The 15,759-nt window shown below is 66.4% G+C and carries 8 protein-coding genes and 2 pseudogenes; 2 read left to right on the plus strand and 8 right to left on the minus strand.

Annotated features, from left to right (window positions below; translation table 11 throughout):
- Window positions 1-4: 4 nt before the first annotated feature.
- Together WS64_RS07385 and WS64_RS07390 are read right to left on the minus strand one after the other, a co-directional pair.
- Window positions 5-907, minus strand: a complete 903-nt coding sequence (locus tag WS64_RS07385; protein WP_060318623.1) for an HpcH/HpaI aldolase/citrate lyase family protein — start codon at window positions 905-907, stop codon at window positions 5-7.
- A 49-nt stretch (window positions 908-956) separates the two neighbouring features.
- On the minus strand, window positions 957-2,099 hold the full coding sequence (locus WS64_RS07390; RefSeq protein ID WP_059585366.1) for an acyl-CoA dehydrogenase family protein: 1,143 nt from the start codon (window positions 2,097-2,099) through the stop codon (window positions 957-959).
- Window positions 2,100-2,604: 505 nt separating this feature from the next.
- Between WS64_RS07390 and WS64_RS35185 the strand changes: the two are divergent.
- A pseudogene (locus WS64_RS35185) lies at window positions 2,605-2,805 on the plus strand (hypothetical protein); the annotation flags it as partial.
- A gap of 79 nt (window positions 2,806-2,884) precedes the next feature.
- Window positions 2,885-3,025 (plus strand): annotated as a pseudogene (locus tag WS64_RS35190) (amino acid permease); the annotation flags it as partial.
- 307 nt (window positions 3,026-3,332) lie between these two features.
- Here the strand turns inward: WS64_RS35190 and WS64_RS07400 are convergent.
- The 6 genes from WS64_RS07400 to WS64_RS07425 form a co-directional block, all read right to left on the minus strand.
- Window positions 3,333-6,053 carry a TonB-dependent receptor plug domain-containing protein gene (locus tag WS64_RS07400; RefSeq protein ID WP_060966134.1) on the minus strand — a complete coding sequence of 907 codons (2,721 nt, stop codon included), beginning with the start codon at window positions 6,051-6,053 and terminating at the stop codon, window positions 3,333-3,335.
- A gap of 763 nt (window positions 6,054-6,816) precedes the next feature.
- Window positions 6,817-9,984, minus strand: coding sequence for a multidrug efflux RND transporter permease subunit (locus WS64_RS07405; protein WP_060966135.1), 3,168 nt, complete (start codon window positions 9,982-9,984; stop codon window positions 6,817-6,819).
- 46 nt (window positions 9,985-10,030) lie between these two features.
- Window positions 10,031-11,674, minus strand: coding sequence for an ABC transporter ATP-binding protein (locus WS64_RS07410; protein WP_060966136.1), 1,644 nt, complete (start codon window positions 11,672-11,674; stop codon window positions 10,031-10,033).
- Window positions 11,671-12,786, minus strand: a complete 1,116-nt coding sequence (locus WS64_RS07415; protein WP_060966137.1) for an ABC transporter permease — start codon at window positions 12,784-12,786, stop codon at window positions 11,671-11,673. Before WS64_RS07415 ends, WS64_RS07410 begins: the two co-directional genes overlap by 4 nt.
- Entirely contained in the window at window positions 12,740-13,792 is a 1,053-nt protein-coding gene (locus WS64_RS07420; protein ID WP_059645841.1) for a microcin C ABC transporter permease YejB, read from the minus strand. Before WS64_RS07420 ends, WS64_RS07415 begins: the two co-directional genes overlap by 47 nt.
- Window positions 13,793-13,805: 13 nt before the next feature.
- Window positions 13,806-15,686: an extracellular solute-binding protein gene (locus WS64_RS07425; protein WP_060966138.1), complete on the minus strand. Its 1,881-nt coding sequence runs from the start codon at window positions 15,684-15,686 to the stop codon at window positions 13,806-13,808.
- Between the last annotated feature and the right edge of the window lie 73 nt (window positions 15,687-15,759).

Consider the following 15,759-nt stretch of genomic DNA (forward strand, 5'->3'; position numbering starts at 1 on the left):
GTACTCACGCGATGCCGAATTGCGTCGCGCGGGCGATCAGCCGATGCGCGGCGAGATAGTCGGGGACTTCCGCGAGGAAGCCGTCGACGACGGCCGCGGCCACTCGGCGGCCGCCGGAGGTACGCCGCGCGTGATCGAACGCGTCGATCACGCGGCGGGCGAGGGCGACCTCGTCGGCCGTCGGCGTCAGCACGCGATTGACGACCGGCACGAACTGCGCGTTGACGATCGCTTTCGCCTGGTAGCCAAGGCCGCGCGACACGCGCATGTCGAGTTCCGCGCCTTCGTTGTCTGCATAGCTGTACGGGCAGTCGATCGCGGTCACGCCGACCGCCGCGCATTCGACGCGAAAGCGCGAGCGCACGTAGTCGAGCTCGCGGCCCGCACGGGTGCGCTCGGCACCCATGTCGGCCACCATGTCCTCGGTCGCGACGAGCACGGCCGACACGCGCGGGCTCGAGCGCGCGATCGCCATCGTGTTCACGAGGCCGAGCGTCGTCTCGACGTTCGGCACGAGTTCGGTCGAGCCCGGCGCGATGTCGTATTCGCGCTCGAAGCGCGTGACGGCTTCGTCGAGCGCGACGACCTGCTCGGGCGTCGCGACGTACGACATCATCACGATGTCCGGGCGGCCGCGCATCGCGGCGCGCAGGTCGTCGATGCCGCCCGCGTCGAGCGGATTCACGCGCACGGACGCCAGCACGCCGGCATCGCGCCAGCCCGCGAGCACCCGCTCGCTCAGTTCGCGCGCGGCCGGGCGCCGGTCGGGCGGCGTAAAGGTTTCGAGTTCCTGGATCAGCACATCCGCGCCGCTCGCGGTGCCGGCAACGAGCGCATCGTGATCGGCGCCGGCGAGAAACAGCCAGGAGCGGCGCAGGCGGGAAGGGCGTCGGTTCGTCGGTGTCATGCGTGGTTTCCTGTAAGGTGCGCGGTGCGCGCGGCGATGGCGCGGGCGATCAGCCGGCGCGCATCATCTGGTTGAAGATGTTCTTGCGATGCATTTCCTCGGTGCCGCCGACGCTCATGAAGCCCAGTGCGTCCGCCGCGAACGCGGCCACCGGCCCGGCCTGGTAGCCGAGGCTGCCGTACAGCCGCACGAGGCCGAGCGCGCTGTCGACGAGATCCTGAGCGCCGACGAGCTTCGCGATCGAGCATGTCATCAGCGCGTGCGGGTGATCCGTCAGCAACTGGGCGAGCGCGCCGCGCGCGAGCCACGTGCCGCGCTCGATGCCGATCTGCAAATCGACGAGGCGGCGCTGCACGTACTGGTGGACATCGATCGTGCTGTCGAAACTGCGTCGCTCGCGGCAATAGCCGATCGCGTCGCGCAGATAGGGCGCCGTCACCTGGGCGGCGACGAGGCCGTAATAGAGCCGGCCGAGCGAGATGATGTCGATCAGGTTGCCGAGCCCGGCGCCCGGTTCGCCGAGCAGCTGCCCGCGCGTGATCGGACAGTCGTCGAAATGCAGCGCGCCGGTGGGCAGGTCGTCGAGGCCCAGTTTGCGGTCGGGCGGGCTCACCGTGATGCCCGGCTGGTCGCGATCGACGATCACGAGCGCGGTGTTGCGCCGGCCCGGCGTTTCGATGCGCGTGACGACGAGGATGAAGCGCGCGAGCGGCGCATGCGCGATATTGAATTTGCTGCCGGTCAGCCTGTAGCCGTCGCCGTGCTCGGCGAGCGTCGTCGCGATGCTGCGCACGTCGGTGCCGGTGCCCGGCTCGGCAATCGCGGTCGCGCTCAGTTCGCCACGCAGGATCGCACCGAAATAGCGGTCCTGCTGCGCGGCCGTGCCATACCGTTCGAGTGCGCGCACCATGCCGGCCTGCGCGATCACCGACAACAGCAGCGCCGGGCGGCGGATCGATGACGCAAGCCCTTCGAGCGCTGCGGAAAAGTGCCACCAGCCGTGACCGTCGCCGCCATACGTCTGCGGCACGATCATGTCCCACAGTCCTTCCTGCCCGAGCTTCATCCAGCCGGCTTCGTCGAATCCGGCGGGCGCGCGGCCGTCGCGTTCCACGGCGGCGGCGATTCCGGCGCCAATGTCGCGAAACCGCGCCCGCGTCGCGTGCTGCTCCTGCGTCCAGTCAAATGGCATCTGTCGTGTCTCCGGTCGAAGCGGCGCGGCCTTCGACGGCGCGCCAGCGATGACGACAAGGTTAAGGGGGCACGGACAGCGCAGGTACTGGCAGTAGTGGTAGTTGCCGCCCCAATGACGGCGATGACACCGGCACATGGCGTGCCGGCTTCGCGTCGCCGGTCCATTGTTTCCGCACGACCAACTGTGAAGTCTTCCGCCAGGCATTTATCGGGTGGGCGGCCGTCCCGATAATCGATGCATAAGGTCAGGGCAGGGTACGCGGCGATCCGGTGGCGACGCGCCCGACCCGCAGGAAAAGGCGGAGGGCACGATGGATACGATGGCGCCCGAATGGGCGGCCTGCGTCACGGCCAGGCAGGATGCGCCGGCGTTCGGCGTCCGGCGCGTCCGGGACGCGCGGGACGGAACGCCGATCCTCCTGCGTGCGATCGAGCCCGACGATCTCGACATCGAACGCGAACTGGTCGACCGGCTGTCGAGCCGCAGCCGCTACCTGAGGTTGATGTCCGCACGTAAGCCGACCGAAGACGAATTGATCCGATGGACCCGCATCGATCGCCGGCGGGAAGGCGCGGTGATCGCGACGATCCGCGCCGGCGGTCGCGAGCGTTTGATCGGCGTTGCGCGTTATGCGATTGACGATGGATCAACCGAAATCGTCGAATGCGCGATCGTGATCGACGACGCATGGCAGCGGCAAGGGCTCGGCCGTATGCTGCTGTCGAGCCTGATCGATCTCGCGCGGCGCTCGGGCATGCGGCAAATGGTCGGCACGATGCTGCGCGGTGGCCGATATATGGCTGCTCGTCAGCCTCGAGAAGACGGCGCTCGTGCTCGGCGTCGTGTGGTTCGCGCTCGGGCTCGTGTATCTGTGCTGGATTACGCGGCTGTTTCGGCAGGCACCGCCGGAAGTGGCGATTTGACGGGACTCGACGAAACCGATGACCAGCCGGCGGCCGGTTAGCTTACGCGGCCCGAAAGCGACATTTCAACTTTGCTCAGATGCGACATTACTACTTTGCTTTTACACGTGAACTATCGATAATTATGATTATGTCAAATACGATAAAGTCGACTGCATGGAGTGCTGCTAGCCAAGCATCCTCGCGTTCAAACCTTGCGCCTCCGCCCTTGCCTTGAGTAAAGCCGACTGCCAGTCCAGCTCATTCTTCGTCGTCCCGGCGCGGGCCGCGCGCCGGGACCGGTTGCCGCCTGGCGGTTTCCTCCCTGTCAGAACCGGTACGTCGCCCCGATCTGGAAGAAGCGGCCAAGGTCCGTGTAGAGCGACTGGTCATAGCCAGTGATGTCGGGCACGGCTTGCCACTCGACGTCGAACGGCGGCTTCTTGTCGAAGAGGTTCGTGATGCCGCCGTAAATCGTCCAATGCTTGAAGCCCCGATAGTTGAACATGAGGTTGAACTGGCTGTACGACGCCACCGATCCCGTACCGCCGTCGCCGAATTCCGCGGCCACGGCGTTCGTATACGGTCCCGTGTATTGCCAGGTCAGCGTGGTGGTCAGCTGCCGGTAGTCCCAGCTCAGGCTCGTGTTGCCCTTCCAGCGCGGGTTGCTCGCGCCGAACGGCTGCAGCAGCGCAAGGTTGTTGCCGGCGAAGTCCTGCGGTGCAGTTCCGGGGCTGTGCAGCTTGAAGTGCCACACATAAGCCCAGTCGCCTGCGAGCGTGAACGTGCCGTACTTGGTGCGCAGCGCCTTGCGGAAGTTGAGATCGAAACCATCGGTGTCGAGCGCGCCGAGGTTCACGAAATGCTGAACGAGGTAACGCACCGATCCGTCGGCGTTGCGCACGACGCGGGAGGGATCGTTGGCGACGAGCACCGCGTTCGGATCGTCGGTGCCGATGACGCCGTCGATGCGGACCTTGTAGAACGCCGCGCCGATATCGGTCATCGCATCGGGCGAAAGCTGGAAGCCGATGTTGTAGTTCTTCGTGTGCTCGGGCTGAAGATTCGGATTGCCCGCGACTTGCTCCGTCGTGAAGTGCTTCGTCGGCACACCGCTCGGATCGTTCGGATCGACGAGGTTCTGGTGAGAGAGATAGACGGCCTGCGAGTTTTCGACGAGGGTCGGCGCGCGGAAGCCGCGACTGTACGATGCATACGTCGTCAGCATCTGCACCGGCTGGAAACGCAGCGCAAAGCTCGGCGAAAACGCCCCGCCGAAGTCGCTGTAGTGATCGTAGCGGCCCGCCTGCGTGAACGTCAGATTGCGCAGGATCGGAATGTCGACCTGGTAGAACGCGGCGGCGACGTTGCGCGACCCCTCCACCGTCTGCACGTTCGCGGGCGCGGATACGCCCTGCGACGCGAGCGTCTGCGGGTTGATCGTCGACGATTCGTGGCGGAACTCCGTGCCCAGGCCCAGGCCGACCGGGCCGCCGGGCAGCGTGAAGAGATTCGACGTCGAGGCCTTGGCTGTCACGCTGTCGACCTTCGAGATGGCCTGCTGATCGTCGTCCGTGAAAACGCCGTTCAGGCCGTTTGGCGTGGCGGCCGGGTTCGAGAAGTTGTAGGTGCCGTTCGCGAGCATGTTCTCGAGGCCCGCGACGTTGATCCGGTTGCGATACGTCGTATCGACGGTGCTCTGCGAATGGCCGTAATCGGCCGACCAGTCCCATGCGCCGAATCTGCCTGCATCGAACGAACCTTTGACGCCCGTGTTCGCCATCCAGAACGTCGATACCGTGTCCGCCCCCACGACGTTGCCCGGGAAGGTCAGGTTGATCGCCGTCGGCACGCCGAACGGGTTATAGGGGTTGCTCACCGGTACGGTGCGCGGCAGCGGCGAAACGGACCCGGTCGACGGGTTGTAGACGTTCGTCGTGCTCGAGATGGAGGCCGGTCCCTGCAACTGGACGGTTTCATCGCGGCTCACCCAGAAGCCCGCATAGGCCTGCGTGTTGTCGTCGATCTTGAAGGTGGCGCGCACCTTCGCGTTCAGGCGCGTCGTGGACGGAACGAGCGATGTCGACGCGGCCGGGTTGTACGTGCAATTGGTCGCGCTCGTCTTGCTGCCCGGCGGGCACGGCGAAAGCGGCACCTTGGAGCCGTCCGCCCGCGACCAGTACGATTGCTGGTTCGGCCCGAGCGGCGCTGCCAGCCCGCCGGGATATTGCGTGAAGTCTTGCGCCGACGTCATGTCGCGATCGCCGAGCGTCGAGCCCGAATCGCGGTAATAGCTGGCGGCCGCGGTGACGTTGAAGCGATCCGAATTCAGATCGCCGAAGCCGGCCAGTACGCTGAAGTTACCCTGCCCGTCGCCCGGATGCTGCGCCTTGCCGAGTTGGCCGTCGATCTGCAGGCCCTGAAAGTTCTTCTTCGTAATGATGTTGACGACGCCCGCGATCGCGTCGGAGCCGTACACGGATACCGCACCGGTCTTGACGATCTCGACGCGCTCCACCATGTTCAGCGGGATCGCGTTGACATCGAAGAACGTGTCGGTGAAGTTCACCGACTGCGCATAGTTCGCGACGCGCTGGCCGTCGACGAGCACGAGCGTGTATTTCTCGCTGAGCCCGCGCAACGCCATGCCGGCGCCGCCGGGGGCCGAGCTGTTCATCGTCGTCTGGCCCCAGCTGCTTGCGGAGTTGGCCGAGGTCGAACGCAGGAAATCGGCGACCGTCGTGTATCCGCTTTGCTGGATTTCCTTCGCGGTGATGACCTGCACTTCGGTGTGACCGACCTTGTCGGATGTGCGGATCAGCGAGCCCGTCACCTCGAACTTGTCGAGCTTTTTCACGCTCTGCCCGCCGGCGGTGGCGCCAGATGCCGGCGCCGGCGCGGCGGCGGCAGCGCTGCCGGTTTGCTCGGCGGCGACGCTTCCGTCGACAGGCGTTGTCTGCGCGTAAGCGGAGGTACCCAAAGCCGCCGTCAACGCGACTTCAGCCCATACGATGCTGCGTATTGCCGATCCCAAAGCCGTTGGTTTCATAACACCCCTCTGTCGTCGCAAGGCCTGACCTTTTTGTATGCACGGAGATTCGCCGGCCTTTAAATAGCGCTGCCCCGCTTTCCTGATTCGTCATCTAGCGATCGCAACCATTCCGTTCGCCTGCGCATTTCTTTCAACGTTATTTCTTCTACCGACAAGTGGAATTAATTTGAAATACAAGAAACGGCATTCCCATAGAGTTAGGAAACCTAATTACATGAGTCGATCTTTCCGCGCATCGAACGGCTGCAAACAAGCTGCACCCTGGAAAATTCGCACTATGGCGCCTCGTCAATTAGCGCGTACGCGTTGCCAGGAAAACCAGTCGCTCGTCGAAGGGCTGCTTTACGTCTTCACTTTGAAAGCCTTAATGCACGGAATCTTCATTACCGTTCGCTACCAAAGTTTTACGTTGGACGCGAACATAGCAGGACAGAATCGATGCGTCAAAAAATATTTGATGCCGCATAACTTTGTTTAGGTGCATTAAGCGCACTCGGTTGGTGCCGAATGAAAGCGATATGGTTCACCAGCCGATACCGTTGTCTTGTCTTCCTTGTTCGGCTGTTTTTCGCCCCCTCCCGAATGCGCCGCAATGGAGCACACTGCCGGTACTCGTCAGCCAGAACTTTTTTGTTTAGCAAAGAGCGGGCACTCATCCTGAGAACAGATCGGACTCTTGATGGAGCAGCCCTTCGCGCACGTGCGCGGCGTCGCGCACCGGCGAGTTGACAGCCTTCGTGTGGAACACCCGTCGCGACCATCAATCGGTCTCCAGATTCCCGGGCGTTTCCACGCGCTGCGCGTCGCGCTTCGTCACCGCCGCCTGCCGCCCGCGCCGGCCTATGGACACGACTACCCGAAACGCCACCGGCGCGAACACCAGCCCGAACACTGTCGCCGCCAGCACGCCCCCGAACGCGCCGGTTCCGATCGAACGCCGGATTTCCGCACCCGCGCCGGTCGCCAGCACCAACGGCACGACGCCGAGCAGAAACGCCATCGACGTCATCACGATCGGCCGAAACCGCGCAGCCGCCGCCTCCACCACCGCCTGCCGCAGCGGCACGCCGCGCCCGACGAGCTCACGCGCGAACTGCACGATCAGAATTGCATTCTTCGCCGACAACCCGATCACGGTAATCATCCCGACCTTGAAGTACACGTCGTTCGGCATCCCGCGCGCGAGCGCCGCCGCCAATGCCCCCACGATGCCGAGCGGCACGATCGTCAGCACCGACAACGGAATCGTCCAGCTTTCGTACAGCGCGGCAAGCGCCATGAACACCGCGAGCACCGACAACCCGACCAGCAGCGGCGTCTGCCGCGCGGCGATCCGCTCCTCGCGCGCCGCGTCCACCCAGTCGTAGCCGATCCCGGCCGGCAGCATCGCGGCAAGCCGCTCCATCTCCGCCATCGCCGCGCCCGAACTGGTGTGGGTCGCCGCCCGGCCGCTGACGTCGAGCGACGGATAGCCGTCGTAGCGATTCAGCATCACGGGCCCGACCGTCCAGTGCGGCGCGGCGATGGCCGACAGCGGCACCATGTCCCCCGTGCGGTTGGGCACCGTCAGCGCCATCAGTTGCGTGTCGGTCGCGCGTGCGGCCGGGTCTGCCTCGATGATCACGCGGCGCATCCGGCCCGACGCCGGAAAATCGTTGATGTAGTTCGAGCCGAACGTACCGCCGAGCAGCCCCGCGATGCGCTCGAACGGCACGCCAAGCGCATACGCCTTCGCGCGATCGACGTCGAGCTCGATGCGCGGCGCATCGGGCAAGTCCTCGAAATGCACGGACGCGAGCGCCGGGTCTGCCTTCGCGCGCGCGGCCATCTGCTCGCGAGCGGCCTTCAGCGCGTCGAGCCCGACCCCGCCACGATCCTCGAGACGGAACGTGAAGCCGTCCGCGTGACCGAGGCCGGGCACCGATGGCGGCAGCGTCGCTTGTACGTCGCCGTCGAGCATCCCGTCGAAGCGCCGGTTGAGGCGATCGCGCAACGTCGTCGCATCGACGTCGCGCCGCGTCCAGTCCTTCAACTCGACGAATGCCATCGCGACGTTCTGTCCGCTGCCCGCGAAACTCCAGCCGATCACGCTCGTCACGTTCGCGACGGCCCGCTCCGCGCGCAGAATCGCCTCGACGCGCTGGACGACCGCCACCGTACGCGCTTGCGTCGCGCCAGCCGGCAACTGGATCATCACCTGCAGTTGCCCCTGGTCCTCGGTCGGCAGGAAGCCGCCCGGCATCATCCAGGACAGCAGCCCGCACACGGCCACGAGTGCGACGTAGAGGCCCGCGACCGTGCCCGTGCGGCGTACCGCCGACACGGTCACGCGCCGATAGCCGGCTTCGGCCCGCGCGAACGCGACGCCGAAGCGGTCGGCCAGGCGCGCGCCGAGGCTGCGTCGCGGCACGTGGGCGCCTTCGCGACGGCCGACTGGCTTCAGCAGATTCGCGCACAGCGCCGGCGTGAGCGACAGCGCCATGAACGACGATACGAGCATCGACGCGATCATCGACACCGCGAACTGCCGGTAGATGCCGCCGACGCTGCCCGGGAAGAACGCCATCGGCACGAACACGGCCGTCAGCACCGCCGTCACGCCGACGATCGCCCCGCCGATCCGCTTCATCGCGAGGCGCGTCGCCTCGCGCGGCGACACGCCCTCCTCCATCACGCGGTGCACGCTCTCGACCACGACGATCGCATCGTCGACGAGAATGCCGATCGCCAGCACGAGGCCGAACATCGTGAACACGTTGATCGACAGCCCGAACGCCCACATCGCGACGAACGCGCCCATCAGCGTGACGGGAATCACGACGGTCGGCACGAGCGTGTAGCGCAGCTCGCGCAGAAACAGCCACATCACGCAGAACACCAGCACGACGGCCTCGACGAGCGTCAGCACGACTTCCCGAAGGGCGATCGTCACGAAATGCGCGCCGTCGAATGGAATCTCGACCGCGACGCCAGGCGGCAGCGTCTTCGACAGCTCGGCAAGCCGCGCCCGAATCGCGTTCGACGTCTGGAGCGCGTTGCCGCGCGGGCCGAGCTGGATCCCGACGGTGGCCGCCGGGCGGCCGTTCAGCCGGGAATAGAACGAATAGTCGTCGCGGCCGATTTCGACGCGGGCGACGTCGGCGACACGCACCACCGAACCGTCCTGCTTCGACTTCAGCACGATCCGGCCGAACTCCTCCGGCGACGTCAGTTGCCCCTTGACGACGATCGTCGCGGTGAGCTGCTGGCCGCGCTCGAACGGCGCATCGCCGATCGCGCCGGCCGTGACCGTCGCGTTCTGCACGCCGATCGCGGCGATCACGTCGTCGGCGCCGAGGTCGTATTCGCGCAATTTGTTCGGATCGAGCCAGACCCGCAGCGCCTCGTCGGCGTCCCACAGCTGGGCCGCGCCGACGCCCGGCGCGCGCTTCAGTTCGCGCAGCACGTAACGGTTCAGATAGTCGCCGAGCTGGGCGGAGTCGCGCGTGCCGTCGGTCGACGTCAGCGTGACGAGCATCAGGAACGTGTTGGCGGCCTTGAACACGCCGATGCCCTGCTGCACGACCTGCTGCGGCAGCCGCGGCTCGACCTGCTTCAGCCGGTTGTTGACGTCGACGAGCGCGATGTCCGGATCGGTGCCGGGCGCGAACGTCACGTCGATCTCGAGATTGCCGTGACCGTCGCTGCTCGTTTCGTAGTACTGCAGCCCGTCGGCGCCGTCGAGGCTTTCCTCGATGATGCTGCCGACGGCGCCGTCGACCGTCTCGGTCGACGCGCCCGGATAGGCCGCCGTGATCACGACGCGTGGCGGCGCAAGGCGCGGATACTGCGCGACCGGCAATTGCGGAATGGCGAGCACGCCCGCGACGACGATCGCGAGCGCGACGATCCACGCAAATACCGGGCGGTCGATGAAGAACGACGGCATCGGCGTGCGTCAGCGAACGGTACGGGCGCGCCGCGCCCGCTTCACGTCACTCATCCGCGTCCCCTTCCCGCTGCCGCGGCCCCGGTTCCGGCGCGAGCATCGACGACGCGAGCAGCGCCTGCGTATACGGGTGGGACGGCGCGTGCAACACGTCGAGCGTATCGCCTTCCTCGACCACGCGCCCCGCCTTCATCACGATGACCCGATGGGCCATCGCACGCATCACCGCGAGATCGTGCGTGATGAACAGATAGCTCAGTTCATACTTCTTTTGCAGATTCGTCAGCAGATTCAGCACCTGCTTCTGGATCGACACGTCGAGTGCGCTCGTCGGCTCGTCCAGCACCAGCAATTCAGGCTCCACCGCCAGCGCGCGCGCGATCGCGATGCGCTGGCGCTGGCCGCCGGAAAATTCGTGTGGATAGCGAAGCATTGCCTCGGCCGGCAGGCCGACCTCCTGCAGCAAGGCCGCGACGCGCGCGCGCCGCGCGGCGCCGGCCACCGTCGGCCGGTGCACGGCGAGCCCCTCGCCGACGATCTGCTCGACCGTCATGCGCGGCGACAGCGAGCCGAACGGATCCTGGAACACGACCTGCATGCGGCCGTACAGCGCGCGCCGGCCGCGTGTCGTGCGCAGCGACGCCAGCGGCATGCCGTCGATCTCGATGCCGCCGGATGCCGGCCGCTGCAGGCCGAGCACGGCTGCCGCCAGCGTCGATTTCCCCGACCCCGATTCGCCGACGATCCCGAGCGTCTCGCCGCGCCGCAGGCTCAGCTTCACGTCGTGCACGGCCCGGAACGCCGTCTTGCCGAACGCCGCGCGCCAACCCTTCGCCGCGATGCGGTAATCGACGGCAAGGTGCTGGACATCGAGGATCGTCCGCGCGTCGGCCGCAACCGGCTCGACCGCGCGTTGCGGCGCGCTGTCGAGCAGCCGGCGCGTGTACGCGTGCCGCGGCGCGGCGAACAGCGCGCCGGTCGTATTCGTCTCGACGAGCACGCCCTGCTCCATCACGGCCACGCGCTGCGCGAAGCGCCGCACGAGGTTCAGGTCGTGCGTGATCAGCAGCACGGCCATTCCGCGCGCGGCCGCCTCCTGCTCCTGCAGCTCGATCAGCAGATCGACGATCTGCTGGCGCACCGTCACGTCGAGCGCCGTCGTCGGCTCGTCCGCGAGCAACAGCCGCGGCCGGCACGCGAGCGCCATCGCGATCATCGCGCGCTGCCGCTGGCCGCCCGACAACTGGTGCGGAAAACTGTCGATGCGCCGTTCCGGCTCCGGAATTCCGGTGCGCCGCAGCAGCGCGATGCCGCGCTCGCGCGCGTCGCCCGCTCGCAGCCCCTCGTGCAGCCGCAGGCTCTCGGCGATCTGCTTGCCGATCGTATACAACGGGTTGAGCGCCGTCATCGGCTCCTGGAACACCATCGCGATATCGGCGCCGCGGATGCCGCGCATCTGCTGCTCGGTCTTCGCGAGCAGATCCTCGCCGTCGAACAGCATCTGGCCCGACAGCGTCGCCTGCTGCGCGAGCCGCAGAATCGACAGCGCCGTCACGCTCTTGCCCGAGCCCGACTCGCCGACGAGCGCCACGCGCTCGCCGCGCGCGACCGCGAGGTCTAGGTCCTTCACGGCGGCTTTCGCGCCGAAGTGCGCGGAGAACCGCCGGATGTCCAGCAACGGCGCCGTCATCGTTGCTCCCCGCCGAAGGCCGAGCCGCGCGCGCGCATGTCGAGCGCGTTGCGCAGCGCGTCGCCCATGAACGTAAGCAGCAGCAGCGTGACGACCAGCGCCGAGAACGCGGAGATGGAGATCCACCACGCGTCGAGGTAGTTCTTGCCTTCCTGCAGCAGCTCGCCGAGGCTCGGCGTCGGCGGCTGCACGCCGAGGCCGAGGAAGTCGAGGCTCGTCAGCGACAGGATCGCCGCGCTCATCCGGAACGGCAGGAACGTGATCACCGGCGTCAGGCTGTTCGGCAGCACGTGCCGCCACATGATCTGCCAGTTCGACAGCCCCATCGTGCGCGCGGCCTTCACGTAGTCGAGCGCGCGGTTGCGCAGGAACTCCGCGCGCACGTAGTCGGACAGCACGAGCCAGCCGAACATCGACAGCAGGATGAACAGCAGCCACAGCGACGGTTCGAAGATCGACGCGAAGATGATCAGCAGGTACAGGTCGGGCAGCGCGCTCCAGATCTCGATCAGGCGTTGCCCGACGAGATCGGTACGTCCGCCGTGGAAGCCCTGCAGCGCGCCCGTCAGCACGCCGATCGCGACGCCCGAGACCGTCAGCGCGAACGCCATCAGCACCGACAGCCGAAATCCGTACAGCAGCCGCGCGAGCACGTCGCGGCCGAACTGGTCGGTGCCAAGCCAGTTGCTCGCGGACGGCGGCGCCGGGTACGGCCGCGACGCGAAATAATCGATCGTGTCGTAGCGGTAGCGGTTCGGCGGGTAGATCGCGAAGTTGCCGTGCGACTCGATCTTCGCGCGGATGTACGGATCGAGATAGTTGGTCTTCGCCGGGAAATCGCCGCCGAACTGCGTCTCCGGATAGTCCTTCACGATCGGGAAATAGAGGTGCCCGTCATAGCGCACCACGAGCGGCCGGTCGTTCGACAATCCGTCGGCCAGCAGGCTGATCGCGAACAGCGTGGCAAAGATCACGAGGCTCCAGTAGCCGAGCCGCTGCGCGCGAAACCGCAGCCACGTGCGTCGCCACGGCGACGGCGACGCCGCGCATGCGACGGCGGCCGGATCAGTGGTCCAGGCGGCTGAACTGGATACGGGGGTCGACGAGGACATAGCAGATATCCGCGATAAGCTTGGTCAGCAGACCGATCAGGGTGAACAGGAACAGCGAGCCGAGCACGACCGGATAGTCGCGGCGGATCACCGAGTCGTACGACAGTTGCCCCATCCCGTCGAGCGAGAACAGCGTCTCGATCAGCAGGTTGCCGTTCAGGAACGCGCCGACGAATGCCGCCGGCAGCCCGGTGAGCAGCGGAATCGCCGCATTGCGCAGCACGTGCTTCCACAACACGTCGCGCTCCGGCGCGCCCTTCGCGCGCGCGGTCAGCACGTATTGCCGGCCGATTTCCTCGAGGAACGTGTTCTTCGTGAGAATCGTGACGATCGCGAAATTGCCGACGACCGACGCGGTGACCGGCATCGCGATGTGCCACAGATAGTCGAGGATCTGGCCGATCAGCGTCAGGTCGTCGAAGTTGTCCGACGTGAGCCCGCGCATCGGGAACACCTGCCAGAACGTGCCGCCGCCGAACAGCATCAGCAGCAGCACGCCGAGCACGAAGCCCGGCACGGCGTAGCCGGTCAGCACCAGCACGCTCGTCACGGTGTCGAACCGCGAGCCGTTGCGCACCGCCTTCGCGATGCCGAGCGGCACCGACACGAGATACGTGAGAATCACCGTCCACAGCCCGAGCGTGATCGACACCGGCAACTTCGAGCGGATCACCGCCCATACGCTGCGGTGCGCGAAATAGGATTGCCCGAGGTCGAACGTCGCGTAGCTTTTCAGCATCAGCGCGTAGCGTTCGAGCGGCGGCTTGTCGAAACCGAACTGCTTGCGGATCTGCTCGATCTGCTGCGGATCGACGCCCTGGCTGCCGTGGTAGCCGCCCCCGCCTCCGCCCGCGTCGCCTCCACGCGCGCTGCCGTGGCGCAACTGCGCGAGCACCTGCTCGACCGGGCCGCCCGGCACGAACTGCGTGACCGCGAATGTGATCGTCACGACGCCGATCAGCGTCGGAATCATCAGCAGCAGCCGCCTCACTATGTATGCCAGCATCGTTGCTCCCCCGTCAGGCCGCCGGAGCGGGTTGTGGTCGTGCGGCCGGCTTCTTCACGTACCAGTAGTCGACGATCCAGTCCTCGTACTGATAGGAAGCCGGCACGACCGCCGGATGGCCGAGCGTCGTCTTGTATGCGATCCGCGCGTTCGGCAGGTAGTACTGCGGGACCAGCACGTACAGGTTGATCAGCACGCGGTCGAGGGCGTGCGTGGCCGTCTCGAGATCGTCGAGCGTATCTGCCGCGAGCGCCGCGCGGATCAGCGCGTCGACGGCCTTCGACTTCACGCCCGGATAGTTCTCCGAGCCGGGCTGCGAGGCGGCCGCGCTGCCGAAGCGGCGCGTCAGCTCCGCGCCGGGGATCGTCACGGGCGAGTAGATATACGTCGTCATGTCGTACTCGAAATTGTCGAGCCGCTTCTGGTGGAGCGCGCTGTCGATCTCGTGCAGGTACGCGTGGATGCCGAGCGTCGCCAGCGCCTGCGTGTACGGCAGGATCAGACGATCAATGCCGGGCTCGTCGTCGATGATCTCGATCGTCATCGGCGTGCCGTTCGCGTCGCGCAGCGCGCCGTCGCGATAGTGCCAGCCGGCCTGCGCGAGCAGGTCGCGCGCTTGCCTGAGGTTCGCGCGCAGCGAGCCGGGCGGCAGCGTCGACGGCTGTTTGACCATCGGGCCGAACACCTCCGGCGGCAACGTCGACCGGAACGGCTCCAGCAATGCGAGTTCCTTCGCGCTCGGCATGCCGGATGCCGCGAACGGGCTCGCGTCCCAGAAGCTGTTGGTGCGGCGATACTGCCCGTAGAACATCATCCGGCTCATCCAGTCGAAGTCGAATGCCAGCGCGAGCGCATGCCGCACGCGTACGTCCTGGAACATCGGCTTGCGCAGGTTCATCAGGAAACCCTGCATCTGCGCGGGGCCATCCGGGAATTCGCCCTTCTTCAGCAGCCCGTTGCGGAAATTCTTGCCGACGTACTTGCGCGCCCACTGCGTCGAGCTGTACTCCACCCGCGCGTCGACATCGCCGGCCTTGAACGCCTCGAGCGCCGTGTACTGGTCGAGATACAGCTTGAAGGACACGCGTGCGAAACGGAACATCCCGCGCCGCGACGGCAGGTTCGCGGCCCAGTAGTGCGGGTTGCGCACGTACGTGATCTGCTTGTCGTTCCTGCGCTGCTCGATCAGGTACGCGCCGCTCGCGATCGGCGGCACGTTCGCGATCTGGTCGAACGGCGGCCGCGTACCGTCCGCGCGCTGCCCCCACTTCGGCGAGAACACCGGCAAGTCGCCCGCGATCAGCGCCGCGTCGCGCTCCGCGTGCTGGAATTCGAAGCGGATCGCGTGCCGGTCGATCACCACCGCGCGCTTGATGATGGAGAACTGCGCGTTGTAGATCGGCGACGCCTGCGGGCTCGTCAGCGTGTCGAACGAATACTTGACGTCCGCCGCGGTGATCGCGTCGCCGTTCGAAAAGCGCGCGGCCGGATTGATGTGGAACGTGGCCGACAGCCCGTCGGGAGCGACCTCGACGTCGTCGGCGATCAGCGCGTATTCGGACGCGAGCTCGTCCCAGCTGCGCTGCATCAGCGTGTCGAACATCAGGTTCTTGATGTCCGGCGCGGGCGAGCCGCGCACGAGGAACGGGTTCAGCGAGTCGTAGCTCTGCGCTTGGTCGTAGTTTTCGAAATTGAGCGTGCCGGTGTCCGGCGCGTCGGGATCGGCATAATCGAAATGCGCGAAATTGGTCGGGTACTTCGGCTGATCGTATTGCGCAAACGCCGACACCGCGAGCGCCGCACGTGGCATGGCGCTACCCGACACGAGCAGCACGACGCATGCGAACAGCGCCGCGCGCGGCACGCCTGTCCATCGCCATTTCAACAGTTTCATGGTCGGTCTGTCCGAAAGCGTGCGGGCGTGATGCCTGCGCGCGGTAGATGCCGGTGCAGGATGCCGCGTGCCA

The organism is Burkholderia anthina, from assembly GCF_001547525.1.
Taxonomy (GTDB): domain Bacteria; phylum Pseudomonadota; class Gammaproteobacteria; order Burkholderiales; family Burkholderiaceae; genus Burkholderia; species Burkholderia semiarida.